Here is a 16233-nt window from a genome sequence, read left to right as displayed (position 1 = left end):
TTAGTTGAAAAGAATCTGAAATACTGAAATGAATTCAGCACAAGCAAGTTCAGATTAAACCTTATAACCCAATAAACTTATAACCAAACAGAAAAATGGCACAATGGCAAGAAAGAGCGGAATTACTCTTTAAAGAAGAAGGAATAAACAAGTTAAGAAACGCAAATTTATTAGTAGTTGGACTTGGTGGTGTAGGAAGTTTTGCAGCCGAATTTTTAGTTCGTGCTGGAATAGGAAAAATGACTATCGTTGATGGAGATACAGTTGATATTACGAACATAAACAGACAATTACCTGCTTTACATTCAACCATTGGGAAAACTAAAGTTGATATTGTAGCTAATAGGTTATTAGATATAAACCCTGAATTAGAATTAACAAAAGTTGAAGAATTTCTTTCACCAGAAAGAGCAACAGAAATTGTAACCACTGAATATGATTATGTTTTAGACTGTATTGATAGTGTAACGCCAAAACTGAATTTAATTATTTCGGCCAAACGAAAAAAAGTAAAAGTAATCAGTTGTATGGGTGCAGGTGGAAAGTATGATTCAAGTAAGGTTTTTGTTAAAGATATTAGTAAAACGAAAGATTGTCCTTTAGCTAAAAATATTAGAAAAAGGTTGAAAAAAGTAAAGATAAATAAAGGTGTAAAAGCAGTTTTTTCTACAGAAATTCCAGAACCTACAAGTTTAAAAAAGACTGATGGAGCAAATTATAAAAAATCGTTTTATGGAACTAATAGTTGGATGCCAGCCCAATTTGGATTACAAGCGGCTGAAACTGTTGTTAGGCATTTGTTGAAGGATTAGATTACATTAATTGAAATTATCAATTATTTTCACTGTGTGTAATGCTTGTAAATTTTTTCTAATTTCTAAAGCTTCAGATCTATTATTAGCTATGTAGATTGTAATAGGTCTGTTGTCTTCATCGAAGAAGTTTATTTTTACTTTCTTACCTGACAAAGTTGCTTCAGCTGGATTAAATCCACGGCCTCCAATCTTTTGTTTTACAGTTGTTTCAAATAAAGAAATGTAACTTACTTTTGGAAAATAGTTATAATTAAAGCCAAAATGAAATCCATAAATTGAATTTAGAAACATATAACTTCTCGATTTAAAATTGATTTTAAACCCTTGAGTTGAAATTAAAAATAAACCAATAAAACAAAGTAAAATCCATATAAATATTAATTCTGGACCAAGTTTAATATTAATAAAACACAGCCCAATAATTCCTGAAATTAACATTATATTTCCAGTAATTGTTTTTAACAATGAAACTTTTTCAATATAAATATAGGTATTCAACTATTGTAAGTTTAAATATTATTCCGTTAGAGTAGGAGCCGTTTCAGTAATTGGTTCATTAACAGAATTTGTAAAAACAGGCTTTATTTTTGGAGCAGCAGCGACTTTTATAGGAATATATATATCAGTTATCCATTTTGAAGGCTCTTTTTCATTTGGTGATGAAACTTTATAGGCTTCAACATAACTACCATTTAAATCTATAGATAATTTATTTCTTTCTATATATTTAAATCCTTCTTCCCATGCTTTTCTTATGTGTGAGTGATCTCCTGTAAGGGTGACTTTTACGGCTCTATATTCGAACAATTCTCCTCCAAGAACATCACTACCTTCTGAAGTGATAATTTCTTCTTTTACGGGCAAACAAATTGAAAATTTTGTATTGTTGTTAGTTGTGTTCCAATGATCAAATAAAACAAAAGGAGCTTCAGTATAATTTATTGAATTTTCTTTTGCAAACTTAATTAGTTCAGGAATTTTAATTCTAGAAATTGAACTAAAATTTTTAATGGAGCTACTATCAATTTGCTTGATAAAAAGAGTACCTTCTTTAGTAACTAAACCAAATATTTTTATGTTAAATTTATTTAATTGACTTGTCAAGTACTTATCAATATTTTTTAAACTCTTTTGAATATCGTCTCCTAAATAATTTTGGGCACCACCTTGAAGGACAGAAAAGACTTTTTGTTTTAGTGTCATTGTTCCTTTCATTTCACAAGTAAGTAATGTTCCTTCTTTTGTAGATGTAAATTTCCAAACTAAATTATGAGTAAGATTATCTTGCGTTAATTTTTGAGCAATAGAATCAGAATCATATAGTTTTAATGTTTCATATATTATAGATTCATTTCCATTAGAAATTGTATAAATTTTTGAGTCTTCAGAAAATAATTCTTTGGAAGAAGTTGAATCAATATTGGAATTCCATAAATTCCAGTTGTTGAAATCTTTTACATAATTAAAAACAACATCTTTAGAGGCGCTAATTTCTTTACTTTTTGTAATTGTGTATTCTCCCGGTTGAGTTGCAATAAATACAAAACCCGCAATACCACAAAGAAGTAGAAGTAAAAATATATACTTCAGTATTTTCATTAAAAAAAAGCTTTTTTCATTAATATTTATCAAATATATTAATTATTTTTCAAATAATATTTTAAAATAAATAAAATTGCAACGAAAGATAAAAATCCGACTAAAACCCATTTACTACTGCCTTTGTAGTACAATTTATGTAGCTTAAAATCCTTTTTATATACATAAATCATTGCTATAGTGAAGGTTATAACAAAAAATATTGCAAAATAGAGCTGGTTTGTTGAAAACATAGTGATAATTTTAAGGCAAAAATAACACTTTGAAGCCATAAAAAATATAATTTGCAACAACAAAAATAAAAAATAATCTATAATGAAAAGACAATTAGAAGCGGTAGCTGAATTTCATACTTCTTTTGGATTAGAAGTTTCTAATGAAATGAAAGCAGATTTAGGAATTAGCAAAAATGAATTGCGTTTTAACTTGATGAAAGAAGAAAACGAAGAATATTTAGAAGCTGTTCAAAATAACGATTTGACTGAAATTGCTGATGCATTAGGAGATATGCTATATATTTTATGTGGAACTATTTTAGAACATGGTTTGCAACATAAAATAGAAGCTGTTTTTGAGGAAATTCAACGCAGTAACATGAGTAAGTTAGATCATGACGGTAGACCAATTTATAGAGAAGACGGAAAAGTAATGAAAGGACCAAATTACTTTAAACCTAATTTTGAAACTATTCTTAAATAGTTATAAGTTCTCAGAAATCAGAAGGCAGAAAAAAAGCGATTTTCAAATGAAAATCGCTTTTTTTTAGATTCTAAATTCAACTTTCTGTAAACTAAAATTTGTAAATTGAATACTAAATTTTAACAGTCCAACCAAAAACATCTTCTTCAAGTTTGTTTTGGATATTTGTTAATTTTTGTTTGATTTTTAAAGCCATTGGTTTTTCTAGTTTTGGTAATTCATAATATTCATCTTTATATGAAAAACCAACAATTGGATTTATTACAGCAGCAGTTCCTGCACCAAAAATTTCTTTTAGTGAGCCATTTTTAGCAGCTTCAACTAATTCGTCAACTAATACAGTGCGAACTTCTAGAGCTATATTTTCTTTATTTACTAAATCAATTACACTTTTTCGAGTAATACCATCTAAAATTCTTTCACTTGTTGGAGCAGTAAATAATGTATCATTAATTCTAAAGAATACATTCATTGTTCCAGCTTCTTCTAATTTTGTATGTGTAGCATCATCCGTCCAAATAATTTGTTGATACCCTTTTTCGTTAGCTAATTTTGTTGGATAAAATTGAGCTGAATAATTTCCAGCTGCTTTTGCAGCACCAATTCCACCATTTGCAGCTCTACTAAAATGTTCAGCAATAATAACTTTAACTTCACCAGAATAATATGATTTTGCTGGTGAAAGAATAATCATAAATCTATATTCTTGCGATGGAGCTGCGATTACACCAGTTCCTGTTGCTATCATAAATGGTCTTAGGTATAATGAGTTTCCTAATCCTTTTTGTACCCAATCTTTTTCTAAACGAATCAGTTCTTTTAAACCTTCCATAAATACAAATTCAGGAACTTCTGGCATTGCCATTCTGACTGCACTTTTATTAAAACGTTCAAAATTTTGATCTGGTCTAAACAACCAAATGTCATCATTTACATCTTTGTAAGCTTTCATACCTTCAAAAATAGCTTGACCGTAGTGAAAAACTTTTGCTGATGGATCCATTAAAAATGGTGCGTATGGTTTAATTACAGGCTTTTCCCATTGCCCATCTTTATAATCACAAACTAACATATGATCGGTAAATACATTTCCAAAAGCTAAATTTTGAAAATCTACCGAATCAATTTTTGAAGTTGGTGCTTTTATAATTTCAATATCATTAAGAGTATTTGTAGTCATTTTGAATAATTTAATAGTATAACGAAATCGTTTTAATTTTTTGCAAATTTAAGAATTTGAATGAGTTTTAATTCAGTTTTAGCAAAAATATATGAAAAATATTTTTAACAATAATACTTCTTTTAAACAAAAGTGACTATTTTTGTTCAAATCTAAAAGTAATAATAATGAAAAAAATAGTTTTGGCATCAGCCTTTTTAGTAGCATTAGTTAGTTGTAAAAAAGAAAATGAAGCAGAAGTTGCAGCTACAGAACCACAAGTTGAATATGCAGTATTTGGGGATTCAATTAACACAGATGGAGTTTTAACTTATCAAGAAATGACTTCAAAATTTGGAGATTTAAACCCGGGTGATACAGTAGATTTAAAATTTAGTTCAACAATTAAAAATGTATGCCAAGAGAAAGGTTGTTGGATGAATGTAGCTTTAGATAATGACAAAGAAACGTTCGTAAAATTTAAAGACTATGCTTATTTTGTGCCTATGAATGCAGAAAACAAAGAAGTTGTAGTTAGTGGAAAAGCTTATGTTAGTGAAGTAAGTGTTTCTGATTTAAAACATTATGCTGAAGATGCAGGTAAATCTCAAGCTTCAATCGATAGTATTAAAGAGCCAAAGAAAAAATATTTATTCATGGCAGATGGTGTTTTAATTAAGAAATAATGAAAGGTTTACTTTATATCTTTTTAATAGTATTTTTATTTTCATGTAAAGACGAAGATAAAATAGCTGCTGAATCAGAAACTAAAAAAGTTGACGATGGCTTTGAAATGTATGAAATGTCAGAAATGGCCGCTTTGATGGAACAAATGTATGTGGATAACCAGCGTTTGAAAGAAAAAATCATCAAAGGCGATACAATTGGTGAGTTTCCTCAACATTTCTTAAAGATTCATGAATCTGTGATGACTAACAAGCAAGTTAGAGATACTTTTTTCAAGAAACAGGCCAAAATATTTATTGATTCACAAGAATTAATCTATAAAGATCCAAAGAACGCTAAAGAACACTTTAATAATGGAGTTGATGCTTGTATTGCTTGTCATCAACAAAAATGTAGTGGACCAATTCCTAGGATTAAAAAACTATACATAGGAGAAATTCCAAAATAAAAAATAATAATTTCAAAGATTTAAAATTTGAAAAAAGAAATTATCCTAACAAAAGACGGTTCTACTTCAATATTTTTACCCGAATTGAATGAAACTTATCATTCGAAATTTGGAGCGATACAAGAAGCAAAACATGTTTTTATAAAAAGCGGACTTTCATTACTAAATGATAAGTCCGTTTCTATTTTAGAAATCGGTTTTGGAACAGGTTTAAATACATTTATTACTTTTTTAGAAGCAATAAATACTAATCAAAACATAAATTATGTTGGAGTAGAAGCTTATCCTGTTGAAATAGATATTATTGAAAATCTAAATTATGTTTCTGAATTAGAAGCTTTAGCGCATCAATCTATTTTTAATAAAATGCATCAATCTGAATGGGAAGTGGAAAATAAGATAACATCCAATTTTAATTTGACAAAAAGAAAGCAAAAGTTTGAAGATATTTCTGATTCTGAGAAGTATAATCTTATCTATTTTGATGCTTTCGGATTTGATGTTCAACCAGAATTATGGTCAGAAGAAATTTTTCAAAAAATGTATGATGCTCTATTATCAGAAGGAATTTTGGTAACATATGCTTGTAGAACTTCCATAAAAAAAGCTATGTTAAATGCAGGTTTTAGTGTAGAAAAATTACCTGGAGCACCAGGGAAAAGAGAGATGTTGCGAGCAATTAAGAATTAAAGTATTTAATTTTTTTATAATTACCTAAAAATCAGTTATTTATATAATTTAAGATAATTATAACAATAATTTCACATACGCAAACGTTATAGTAATGGTTTATTGAGTAAATTTACCACATGTTCAAGAAAAGTATTAACGCTTAATTTTTTGTATTATGCCCACAAGAATGTTTACGTATACGAAGTCAATTTTAGAGCGAGTAAGTTTTGACCCAATATTATTTTGTAAAGAATTTGAAAAAGCTTTAAAAGTGCTTTTACCTTATGAAATAGAAGAATTAATGAGTTGGGTTATGCAATTCACAAAAGAAAAGCCAGAGTTGAGACAATGTTTAATTTTAATGGAATAATTTATATAAATAAAAAAGGTACGTTTTCACGTACCTTTTTTATTAGGCTTGCTTTTTTGGACTGATTATTTCAACGTCACTAAAGGCTATTGCGCCTCTAACGACCCCAGAAATAACACTTCTCAAAGCATCTATAATATGTATTTTTAATTCATTTTTCGGATAAATTAAACTAACTTCTCTTGCAGGTTTCGGGTCTTTAAAATGTCTTAATTTACTTTTCTTATTTTCATTCAAATCTAATGTGTGTAGGTAAGGCAAAAGTGTTGTACCTAAACCTTCATCAGCTAATTTTATTAAAGTTTCAAAACTCCCACTTTCAATTTGAAAATGATTTTCATTTAAATATTTATTGTTTTTGCAGAGATTCAAAATTCCATCTCTAAAGCAATGCCCATCTTGTAGTAAAAGAATATTTTCTACATCTAAATCACTAATTTCTATTTCTTTTTTAGCTGAAATTGAATTTCCTTCAGGAATATAGGCTACAAAAGGTTCATAATATAAGACAATTTCTTTTAAATTTTCTTCTTCCAAAGGAGTTGCAGCAATAGCACAATCTAAATGGCCGTTTTTTAAACGTTTTATAATTTCTTCTGTAGTTTGCTCTTCTATAATTAAATTTACTTTTGGATGTTTTTTAATAAAATTACTCAAAAACATAGGTAATAGAGTAGGCATTACTGTCGGAATAATTCCAACTCTAAACTCACCACCAATATAACCTTTTTGTTGTTCTACAATATCAGTAATTCTTCCGGCTTCATTGACAATATTTTTTGCTTGATTAACAATTTTTTCACCAATTTCTGTTAATTGAATTGGTTTTTTACTTCTATCAAAAATCTGAACCTTTAATTCTTCTTCTAATTTTTGAATTTGCATACTTAGTGTGGGTTGAGTAACAAAACATTTTTCTGCAGCATTGGTAAAGTTCTTGTGCTCTGCAACAGCTAACACATAAACTAATTGAGTAATTGTCATTGTATAGTTATTTTCGATAAAAATATAAAAACTATCGATATTACTTATACTTAATAGTGTTAAATTTTTAGTAAATTTAGTGATAATTTAAAAGTAAGAAACATGAAAGTAAATAGTTTAGGATTACCAGTTAAAGAAGTAGATGAATTAGCAAATGAGTTGAATACATTATTATCTAATTTTCAAATTTATTATCAAAACTTAAGAGGATTGCATTGGAATATTCGTGGAAAAAGATTTTTTGATTTACATGTTAAGTTTGAAGAGTTATATAATGATTCACAATTAAAAATTGATTTGATTGCTGAGAGGGTTTTAACTTTGGGAGGAACACCATTGCATACTTTTTCGGATTATATAGAAAACAGTAAATTAAAAGTTGGAAAAAATATTTCAAAGGATACAGAAGCTGTGCTTTTAGTTTCAGATTCATTAGTTGAATTGCTGAAAATTGAAAGGGTTATTTTAGAAAAATCAGGAAATATTAATGATGAAGGGACAAATTCTATGATGAGTGATTTTATAGTAGAACAAGAAAAAACAATTTGGATGTTAAAAGCTTGGATGGAAGAAGAAATGTAATTTGCTAGTAAAAAAAAGCCACTTTAAAAGTGGCTTTTTTTTGTGTTTAATTTAGGGTTTACACATTTTTATAAACCATAAATATATTTTATATTTGCCATATGCAATTTTTATCAAAAATAGTATTGTTAATTTTTATTTTGTTTCTAGCTACACCAACTATTGTGTCTGCTATAGACGAAAGTGTTGATACTTCTTACTTTTTTAACTTAGGTGAAGAAGAAAATCATGGTGCCTTTAGCGAAATAAAATCAATACCTACTATTTATTCGATTCCATTAGTAATAGACTTTGAAGGGTTGCAAAAAGTGCAGTATTCTATTTTAAACGATAGAAAAGTAAACTCTATTAAACCTACTATTTTTATTGAGCCTCCTGAATTAGTTTAGATTTTTCTAAAACTTCATAAACATGAAGTATAAAATTTAATTTAATTCAAAAATTCATATATGTTTAAACATTTAAGAAACGATATTCCAGCGAGTATTGTAGTTTTTTTCGTGGCTCTTCCACTTTGTTTAGGAATTGCTTTAGCTAGTGATGCACCTCCTTTATCGGGACTAATAGCTGGAATTATTGGTGGTATTGTTGTTGGTCTTATTAGTAAATCAAAAATTGGAGTTAGTGGACCAGCAGCAGGTTTAGCTGCAATTGTTGCCAGTGCAATTACTTCGTTAGGTAGTTTCGAATTGTTTTTATCTGCTGTAGTTTTATCAGGAATTATTCAATTGCTTTTTGGTGTTCTTAAAATGGGAGTAATCGGTTATTACTTTCCAAATAGTGTCATTAAAGGAATGCTAACAGGAATTGGAATAATTATTATTCTAAAACAAATACCTCACTTTTTTGGTTATGATACAGAAGCAGAAGGAGCAGATAGTTTCGTTGAAAATTCTGGTGAAAATACATTTTCTGCCATTGCTCATATTATTGATAATATCACATTAGGAGCATTGATTATTGGTGTAATAGGACTTGTTATTATTCTTTTTTGGGATAACATTTTATCAAAAAAGCATGGATTTTTTAAAATTATTCAAGGTTCATTAATTGCTGTTTTAGTTGGTACTATTTTACAAATTATTTTTAGTTCAATTACAGATTTAGCTATTAAGGGAAAACATCTTGTAGAAGTTCCTGTGCCAAATAGTATTAGTGATTTTGGTGAATTTTTAAGTTTTCCAGATTTTAGTCAAATTTTTTCTATTGAAATTTTAACAATTGCTTTTACTCTAGCATTAGTAGCTAGTTTAGAAACCTTATTAAGTGTTGAAGCAACCGATAAATTAGATCCAGAAAAAAATATTACACCTACAAATAGAGAATTATTTGCGCAAGGATTTGGAAACATCGCTTCAGGTTTAATTGGAGGTTTACCTGTAACACAAGTAATTGTTAGAAGTTCTGCCAATGTTCAGTCAAATGCAAAAACAAAAATGTCTGCAATTTTGCATGGTATTTTGTTATTAGTATCTGTTTTGGCAATTCCTACGATATTAAATCATATTCCAAAGTCAGTTCTAGCAGCAATTTTAATTGTAGTTGGATTTAAATTAGCGAAACCATCTTTATTTAAGAAAATGTTTTCTTTGGGTTGGACACAATTTTTACCTTTTATAGTAACCGTTGTTATTATCGTTTTTACGAATTTATTATATGGAATCTTTACAGGTTTAGCCATCGGATTTGCAGTTGTTTTGATAAAAAATTATCAAAATTCCGTATTTTTACATAAGAAAGAAACAGAGAATTCAAATGTAGTTGAAATGACTTTCGCTGAAGAAATTTCCTTTTTAAATAAAGCTGCCATTCAGAAAGAACTATTCAGTTTACCTGAAAATTCAAGATTAGAATTAGATATAAGAAAAACAACTTATTTGGATTATGACATTGTAGAAATATTAGAAGACTTTGTTATTCAGGCTAAAAATAAAAACATATTTGTACATTTAAAGTCAGAAAGAGGTACAGTTGATAATCCAACAAGCTTTATTGAGTTTTTCAAATTAAAAAAAGAATCAAATTAAAAGTATATCATCATGAGTGAGTTTTATAAAAAAATAATAGAGAACAATAAAAAATGGGTTGAAGAAAAAACAAAAGTAAGCCCAGAGTTTTTTAACAATTTAGCAGAAGGACAACAACCACCCTTATTATGGATTGGATGTTCAGATAGTCGTGTTCCGGCAAATGAAATTATTGGAGCAGAACCAGGTGAAGTTTTTGTACACAGAAATATTGCAAATATGGTAGTTCATACAGATATGAACATGTTAAGTGTTTTAGATTATGCTGTAAATGCTCTAAAAGTACAACATGTAATTGTATGTGGTCATTATGGTTGTGGTGGTGTTAAAGCTGCAATGGGTAATGATTCTATAGGTGTAATAGACAATTGGATTAGACATATAAAAGACGTTTATCGTTTTCATCATCAAGAGTTAGATGCGATTATAGATGAAAAAGAGCGCTTTAATAAGTTTGTAGAAATAAATGTAAAAGAACAAGTTTTTGATTTAGCTAAGACATCAATTGTACAATCAGCTTGGAAAAACGGACAGAAATTAAGTATTCACGGTTGGGTGTATGGTTTAAATTCAGGTTATATAACTGATTTAGGGGTAAATTTTAGTTGTGACAAAGATTTAGATACTGTCTATAAGTTAAAATTTTAAAGATTACTCTTCTAAATTTTCATTAAAAGCAGAAGGCAATAATTGAGGAATATATTTTATCAAAATAGGTAAAAGTAAACCTCCACCAGGAAGTAAAAAGATAGTTAACGAAGGTATTGTTTTACAAATATCTAATAACTGTTTTTTTACTTTCTTTTTTTCTTCTTTATCTAAATCGGTTGTTGCAGATTTAGCTAAAAGTCTCACTAATTCTTTACTTTCCTTTAATTCTTTAGTTAAACGTTTTCCGTTTCGGGTAATTAATTTAGTAACTGTTTTATTTGACTGTTCATAAAAATGCTTAACTGGATTCGAATAATTAAAATACGGAATTTCATTTCGATATTGTTTGATGTAAGTATCAATATTATTTAAACTAATAACATATTCATTTTCTTCAATATGCAATTCAGAACAAAACTTATGTAAATAATCTTTTTCTATAATACTTAATTCATCATCACTCCACATAGCCATAGTCGCTAAATCCAATAAATAGAGTTTTTCGATAATAGAATCGAATTTTTCAAATTGTTCTAAATCAGCAACTTCTACTTGTTTTCTATAGAATTTAGTATAACGTACTGAATTTTCAAATAGCTTAACCAAAAGGTTGTCGTATTGTGATGGATTTTCCTTTACAGATAATGCATTTGAAACCAAAACAATAGTACTTTCTTCTAACTTTTTTAAATAATTTAAAGGATTATCAAAGGTTTCTAAATATTTTTGGAAAGCCAAAATATCCATAAACAACAAAGCATTTGTAATAATATGCGAAAAGTTTTTAGCAAAAACATTCTCATTAGTTTGAATTCTAGTAGCAATACATTCTTCTAAATTTGGTTTTGATTTAGAAAACAAAGAATTTCCTTTTTGGTATAAAAACGTATAAAATTCAATTGCTTTTTCATTAAAAACTTTTTCATCTTCCGTTTTTGTAACCAACTTAAAAACAGAAAAAAGTGAATTTAATAAAGCAATTTTAGTAATTTCATCACTAGAAAGTAACTTTGTATCGAGTTGTTTGATTAAATTAACCCGAATTACGTAACCATAAATAAAACCAGAAGTTCTTACATCATGATAAAAAGCCAACAAATCGTTATTATACTCTTTATAATTCGATTTGTTTTCTGAGAAAAACTTCTTTATCCAACCGTTTGCTGATGGGTTAATCATGATGTTTTGTAAAATGCAAATGTACTATTATTTCACAGAGATACATAAAGAATATTGCAAAGAGATACTCAAAGAAAATAAACTTTGTGCAACTCTGTAAAAACTTTGCGAAACTCTGTGTAACAAAATCCAATAAATTTCTCTTATACCTAAATCGCTACAAACCATTTTATCGTATATGATTTTATAAAACTAATTAGTAAATTTGAAAAACTAAAGTTTAACCATTAAAAGATTTCCGATTTTTCGGAAAATATATATGAAAATCGTTATATCACCAGCCAAATCCTTAAATTTTGAAAGTGAATTGCCAACAAAAAAGCATACTGAACCTGAATTTTTAAAGGAATCCAAGACCATTCAAAAAACATTAAAAAAGCAAAAGCCAAAACAGCTAATGGATTTAATGTCTATTTCTGAAAAGTTAGCCGATTTGAATTGGGATCGAAACCAAGTTTGGGAAACGCCTTTTACACCAGAAAATGCTCGACCAGCTATTTTTGCTTTCGATGGTGATGTTTACACAGGTTTGGATGCCTATACAATTCCAGCTGAGAAAATGGATGATTTGCAAGATAAACTGCGAATTCTTTCAGGTTTGTACGGTTTGTTGAAGCCTTTGGACTTGATGCAAGCCTATCGTTTAGAAATGGGAACTTCGATAAAAATTGGAACCAAAAAGAATTTATACGAATTCTGGAAAAAAACGATTACTAAAACCTTAAATGAAGAACTAAAAGACGACGAATTATTCCTGAATTTAGCGAGTAACGAATATTTTAGTGCAGTGGACACAAAAACCTTAAAAGCAACTGTAATAACTCCAGAATTTAAAGATTACAAAGACGGAAAACTAAAAATGATTAGTTTCTTTGCCAAAAAAGCAAGGGGTTTAATGGTGCGTTACATCATAGATAAAAATGCAGAAACCATCGAAGATTTAAAAGGATTCAATTACGAAGGTTACGCTTTTGATGCAAATTTGAGTAAAGGAAATATTTTGGTTTTTACTAGGTAGGTTTTTTTGGTAGTATTATAGAATATGTTCTATAAAAATATATCCCTTTAGTATAATTCTAAAGAGATATTTTTATTTCACTAATTTGTATTCTAAATTATTAATAATATCCAAAGCTTCTTCTGCCAAATAATCTGTTAAACCAACTGAACCACTAGTTTGGATTAATTTATTTTTTAAATAATCAGGTAATCCATTTAAAGATTTGTCATCATCAATAATGATAAATTCTTCGTTAATTCTTTTTGGATTAAACCAATTTAAAAGTTCTTCTTTTCTATTTAAGTGATTAACATTTTTAGGAAGTCTCGTAATTTTATTAACTTTTATATTTCTTCTATTAAAAATTTTATTCCATTCTTTTAAAGTGTACTTATATTTATGAGAAGTAGTCAAAACAATATCTGCACTTGATGTAGAAATGATTCTATCAAGCGATTTAACTGCATTTAAACTAAATTCTGGAAAACCATCTTCTAAAATTTCTGGTTTTCTCCAAGAATTTGCAGGAACCATAACACCATCTATGTCTAAATATAATAACATATTGCAAAAATACTAAATTTATTTTGTTATTTCAATTACTTGTTCTAAAGAAATGTTGTTATAGAGTGCATCTAATTCATTCAAACGTAGTATTTTATCTTCTGTGTCCCATTCTTCTTCAACAAATTCAACAATAGACCAATCATATTGATTTGTAGCACTTGTTTTTGAAGATTTAGTTTCTTGTAGTTTCATTTTAGACAATAATGAACTTATATATCTGTGGTGACCGTCAATAATTAATGTATCACAAACTTTTATGTCATCAAACTTAATTCCATTGTTCATTTTTTTGTAAATTCTTTTAATAATTGGAAGGCATAGTTTATTATGACTTGAAAATAATATATAATCAGATTCTTGAATTGCTTTTAAAATTATTTCTTTATTTATTTTTTCCATTTTTATTATCTCTTGAATTATTTACAAAAATCATTTCTTATCATAATTTTCAAATATAACAAAAATAACTAAACCCTAATAAAAACCTCACAAACTACTTCTCACTATTAAAAATCTCTTTCACAGCTTCTTGGTAAGCTCTTGGACTTTGGGCTTTTTTAATCTTTTTAAAAGTCTTTTGAGGGTTGGAAAACGAAGTAGAAAAGTACTCCCAAAAACCTAACATTTTCATTTTAATGGGTGTTGGTCCAGAAAGAGCTGCATCGTATTCTTGGTAAATCGTATCGTGGAATTCGTTAAAAATTTTCCATCTATCTTTTGGGTAATCTGTAGTGTTGTTTTTAATCATGCTTGGCAAAAAAGGATCAGCAATTAAACCACGACCAATCATAAAATGATCAATACTTGGAAAAAGCTCTTGCATTTCTTTAAACTTGGCTACAGAAGTAATATCACCATTATAATACAATTTGTGTTTGGTGTTTTCGGTGCAACGTTGAAAAGCTTCTAAATTGACACCACCTTTATACAATTGTTTGCCAATTCTAGCATGAATAGCAATATTTTTCAAAGGATATTTATCCAAAATCGGAAAAACATCTAAAATTTCTTCTGGATTTTCGTAACCCATTCGCATTTTCATAGAAACAATTACATCAGTTTCATTATGGACGCGATTTAGAATATGGTCAATTTTCATCGGTTCACAAATTAAACCAGAACCCATTCCTTTTTTGGTTACCATTGGATAAGGACAACCTAAATTCCAATTCAGTTCTTTGTAACCCAATTCTTGAATGTATTTTACGACAAACAAAAACTCATCCGCGTCATTAGTCATCACTTGTGGAATCAATTCTAAAGTATCGTTATGTTCCAATTGCAAATCACGTTGATACGAATTTTTAATAACTAATTTTCCGTCTAAACGAATATATGGAGCATAAAAAGTAGCAATGCCGCCAAAATATTTGTGAAAAGCATTTCTAAATCGGAAATCGGTAAAACCTTGTAAAGGTGATGAAAGTAGGGTAGGACTCATGTTCTAAATTGAATGGCAAAGATAGGGTAAATGTCAATGACAATTTCAAGTTCAAAAATCAATTTTAATCTTCTAAAATTTCTTCTTCATCAACACAATAATCGTTATAAAAATAGACGATATCTACTAAATGAATTTCTCTTAATTCATGATTATTAATCTTTTTGATTAAACCAGGACAATCCATAAAATACTCTAATGCTTTCTTTTTCCAACTTCCTAAAACATAGCAGTTGATACAAGTTGGAAATTCATCTGTGGTTCGTTTTACATAATGATTTTCTTCACTAACTTTCTTTGTTATGCCACCACTTCCATAATAGGGTAATATTCCACGACCTGAATTTGAACCAGTTGAATATGTATAAATAGTTTCTAAATATAAAGACACTTTATCTTTGATTAAAACTTCAAGAAGCTTTGGTTTTTTATCATGCTTACTTAATTTTACATATTCGAATGTTTTTTTAATATTGAATCCATAAAATTCAACTTTGGAAACACTTTCAGAATCCCAAGTATCAGGTTTGTCATCCAAAGAAATTCTGAATTTTATTTTTTCATTTTTAATCATTGCAAATCCTTGAATAGAATCACCATCTTTAAAAAAGATTGTTGCTTCTTGGTCTTGTGAAAAACTAAAGAAGGAAGCAAGTAGAATTAAAAGAAAAAAGCTTTTTCGAATTGTAAACATTTAGGATAATTTATTTATCAAAAATAGCCAAATAAATTAGAAGTCTAAGTTATTCCAACTCAATTTTATCTAAAATTAATTGGAACGATTCGTTTTTTTTGTTTCCAATTAAGAAGACAATTTCTTCAAAAGAATCACTTTCAAAATTGGGTAAACTTAGTTTTCGACCTCTAAAAGAAGGATATAAATCACTTAATTTGATTGATACAGTTTCCCATTCACCAGAAGTTTTAAAAGTTGTGATGTATGAATAATAAGCACTCGATTTGTCTTTAATTCTGAATTGGTATTCTTTGCCATCACCTTTTAATCGAATTAGTACTTTGCTGTCTTTTGTTGCCTTAATTTTGTCAAATTGATGACGAACAGACGAAAAGCCACCATTGTTTTCTAGGGAAACTGTGCCTTTAAAAACGCCATTTCCATCTTCATTTATAGAAAATTTCCCTTGAGATTCTCCACCCATTACACCATCATCAATTATTTTCCAATCATTTTTAGAGGAATCTTTATTGAAATCGTAAATCATTGTTGTGTTCATAAATGTTATTAGTAGTAGTATAAATAAATTCATCTTTGTTTATTTTTGTATCATAAAGATAGAACAATAAAGCCTGTTAATCGATTACTTTAACAGGCTTTTATATAACGTTTATTTA

At 28.2% G+C, this 16233-nt stretch carries 21 protein-coding genes; 11 read left to right on the top strand and 10 right to left on the bottom strand.

Going from position 1 to position 16233, the window contains the following annotated elements:
- Window positions 1-95 precede the first annotated feature (95 nt).
- Window positions 96-812 (top strand): tRNA threonylcarbamoyladenosine dehydratase, encoded by a 717-nt coding sequence (locus G507_RS0105525; protein ID WP_026716559.1) that lies wholly within the window; start codon window positions 96-98, stop codon window positions 810-812.
- A 6-nt stretch (window positions 813-818) separates the two neighbouring features.
- On the opposite strand, the gene G507_RS0105520 is transcribed toward G507_RS0105525, so the two are convergent.
- Complete coding sequence (locus G507_RS0105520; RefSeq protein ID WP_026716558.1) at window positions 819-1313, bottom strand: hypothetical protein; 495 nt, start codon at window positions 1311-1313, stop codon at window positions 819-821.
- An 18-nt stretch (window positions 1314-1331) separates the two neighbouring features.
- Entirely contained in the window at window positions 1332-2414 is a 1083-nt protein-coding gene (locus tag G507_RS0105515; RefSeq protein WP_157496497.1) for an SRPBCC family protein, read from the bottom strand.
- Between the two features lie 315 nt (window positions 2415-2729).
- Between G507_RS0105515 and G507_RS0105510 the strand changes: the two genes are divergently transcribed.
- Window positions 2730-3113 (top strand): pyrophosphohydrolase domain-containing protein, encoded by a 384-nt coding sequence (locus G507_RS0105510; protein WP_026716556.1) that lies wholly within the window; start codon window positions 2730-2732, stop codon window positions 3111-3113.
- A gap of 112 nt (window positions 3114-3225) precedes the next feature.
- Here the strand turns inward: G507_RS0105510 and G507_RS0105505 are convergent, their stop codons facing one another.
- On the bottom strand, window positions 3226-4293 hold the full coding sequence (locus tag G507_RS0105505) for a branched-chain amino acid aminotransferase (RefSeq protein ID WP_026716555.1): 1068 nt from the start codon (window positions 4291-4293) through the stop codon (window positions 3226-3228).
- Window positions 4294-4460: 167 nt separating this feature from the next.
- Between G507_RS0105505 and G507_RS0105500 the strand changes: the two genes are divergently transcribed.
- The 4 genes from G507_RS0105500 (at window position 4461) to G507_RS0105485 (ending at window position 6449) form a co-directional block, all read left to right on the top strand.
- Entirely contained in the window at window positions 4461-4958 is a 498-nt protein-coding gene (locus tag G507_RS0105500; RefSeq protein ID WP_026716554.1) for a DUF4920 domain-containing protein, read from the top strand.
- Window positions 4958-5407 (top strand): hypothetical protein, encoded by a 450-nt coding sequence (locus G507_RS0105495; RefSeq protein ID WP_026716553.1) that lies wholly within the window; start codon window positions 4958-4960, stop codon window positions 5405-5407. Before G507_RS0105500 ends, G507_RS0105495 begins: the two co-directional genes overlap by 1 nt.
- A 27-nt stretch (window positions 5408-5434) precedes the next feature.
- Window positions 5435-6097, top strand: coding sequence for a tRNA (5-methylaminomethyl-2-thiouridine)(34)-methyltransferase MnmC2 (gene mnmC2, locus G507_RS0105490; protein WP_026716552.1), 663 nt, complete (start codon window positions 5435-5437; stop codon window positions 6095-6097).
- 157 nt (window positions 6098-6254) lie between these two features.
- Window positions 6255-6449, top strand: coding sequence for a hypothetical protein (locus G507_RS0105485; RefSeq protein ID WP_026716551.1), 195 nt, complete (start codon window positions 6255-6257; stop codon window positions 6447-6449).
- A 42-nt stretch (window positions 6450-6491) separates the two neighbouring features.
- On the opposite strand, the gene G507_RS0105480 is transcribed toward G507_RS0105485, so the two are convergent.
- The gene (locus tag G507_RS0105480) at window positions 6492-7433 is read right to left on the bottom strand and encodes a hydrogen peroxide-inducible genes activator (RefSeq protein ID WP_026716550.1); all 942 of its coding nucleotides are present in this window, start codon (window positions 7431-7433) and stop codon (window positions 6492-6494) included.
- A gap of 102 nt (window positions 7434-7535) precedes the next feature.
- On the opposite strand from G507_RS0105480, the gene G507_RS0105475 reads away from it, so the two are divergent.
- The 4 genes from G507_RS0105475 (at window position 7536) to can (ending at window position 10690) form a co-directional block, all read left to right on the top strand.
- Window positions 7536-8015: a Dps family protein gene (locus tag G507_RS0105475; RefSeq protein ID WP_026716549.1), complete on the top strand. Its 480-nt coding sequence runs from the start codon at window positions 7536-7538 to the stop codon at window positions 8013-8015.
- 101 nt (window positions 8016-8116) lie between these two features.
- Window positions 8117-8404, top strand: a complete 288-nt coding sequence (locus G507_RS0105470; RefSeq protein WP_026716548.1) for a hypothetical protein — start codon at window positions 8117-8119, stop codon at window positions 8402-8404.
- A 60-nt stretch (window positions 8405-8464) separates the two neighbouring features.
- Entirely contained in the window at window positions 8465-10042 is a 1578-nt protein-coding gene (locus G507_RS0105465) for a SulP family inorganic anion transporter (protein WP_026716547.1), read from the top strand.
- Window positions 10043-10054: 12 nt separating this feature from the next.
- A complete protein-coding gene (gene can, locus G507_RS0105460) occupies window positions 10055-10690 on the top strand; it encodes a carbonate dehydratase (RefSeq protein WP_026716546.1) in 636 nt (211 codons plus the stop codon).
- A gap of 3 nt (window positions 10691-10693) precedes the next feature.
- On the opposite strand, the gene G507_RS0105455 is transcribed toward can, so the two are convergent.
- Entirely contained in the window at window positions 10694-11872 is a 1179-nt protein-coding gene (locus tag G507_RS0105455) for an LETM1-related biofilm-associated protein (protein ID WP_026716545.1), read from the bottom strand.
- Between the two features lie 259 nt (window positions 11873-12131).
- Here G507_RS0105455 and yaaA point away from each other — a divergent pair, with 259 nt between their 5' ends.
- Window positions 12132-12890 carry a peroxide stress protein YaaA gene (gene yaaA / locus G507_RS0105450; RefSeq protein ID WP_026716544.1) on the top strand — a complete coding sequence of 253 codons (759 nt, stop codon included), beginning with the start codon at window positions 12132-12134 and terminating at the stop codon, window positions 12888-12890.
- A gap of 72 nt (window positions 12891-12962) precedes the next feature.
- On the opposite strand, the gene G507_RS0105445 is transcribed toward yaaA, so the two are convergent.
- The 5 genes from G507_RS0105445 to G507_RS0105425 all read right to left on the bottom strand — a co-directional run bounded on the left by G507_RS0105445 (window position 12963) and on the right by G507_RS0105425 (window position 16148).
- Window positions 12963-13436, bottom strand: coding sequence for an HAD domain-containing protein (locus tag G507_RS0105445; protein WP_026716543.1), 474 nt, complete (start codon window positions 13434-13436; stop codon window positions 12963-12965).
- 18 nt (window positions 13437-13454) lie between these two features.
- Window positions 13455-13838, bottom strand: a complete 384-nt coding sequence (locus G507_RS0105440) for a hypothetical protein (protein ID WP_026716542.1) — start codon at window positions 13836-13838, stop codon at window positions 13455-13457.
- Between the two features lie 94 nt (window positions 13839-13932).
- Window positions 13933-14880: a tRNA dihydrouridine synthase gene (locus G507_RS0105435; protein WP_026716541.1), complete on the bottom strand. Its 948-nt coding sequence runs from the start codon at window positions 14878-14880 to the stop codon at window positions 13933-13935.
- A gap of 64 nt (window positions 14881-14944) precedes the next feature.
- The gene (locus G507_RS0105430; protein WP_026716540.1) at window positions 14945-15574 is read right to left on the bottom strand and encodes a hypothetical protein; all 630 of its coding nucleotides are present in this window, start codon (window positions 15572-15574) and stop codon (window positions 14945-14947) included.
- A gap of 49 nt (window positions 15575-15623) precedes the next feature.
- Window positions 15624-16148, bottom strand: coding sequence for a CIA30 family protein (locus tag G507_RS0105425; RefSeq protein ID WP_245575596.1), 525 nt, complete (start codon window positions 16146-16148; stop codon window positions 15624-15626).
- Between the last annotated feature and the right edge of the window lie 85 nt (window positions 16149-16233).

The sequence above is a fragment of the Flavobacterium gelidilacus DSM 15343 genome, from assembly GCF_000422685.1.
GTDB lineage: Bacteria > Bacteroidota > Bacteroidia > Flavobacteriales > Flavobacteriaceae > Flavobacterium > Flavobacterium gelidilacus.
The sequence above is the reverse complement of the archived record's forward strand: the minus strand, read 5'-3'. Positions and strand labels throughout refer to the sequence as shown.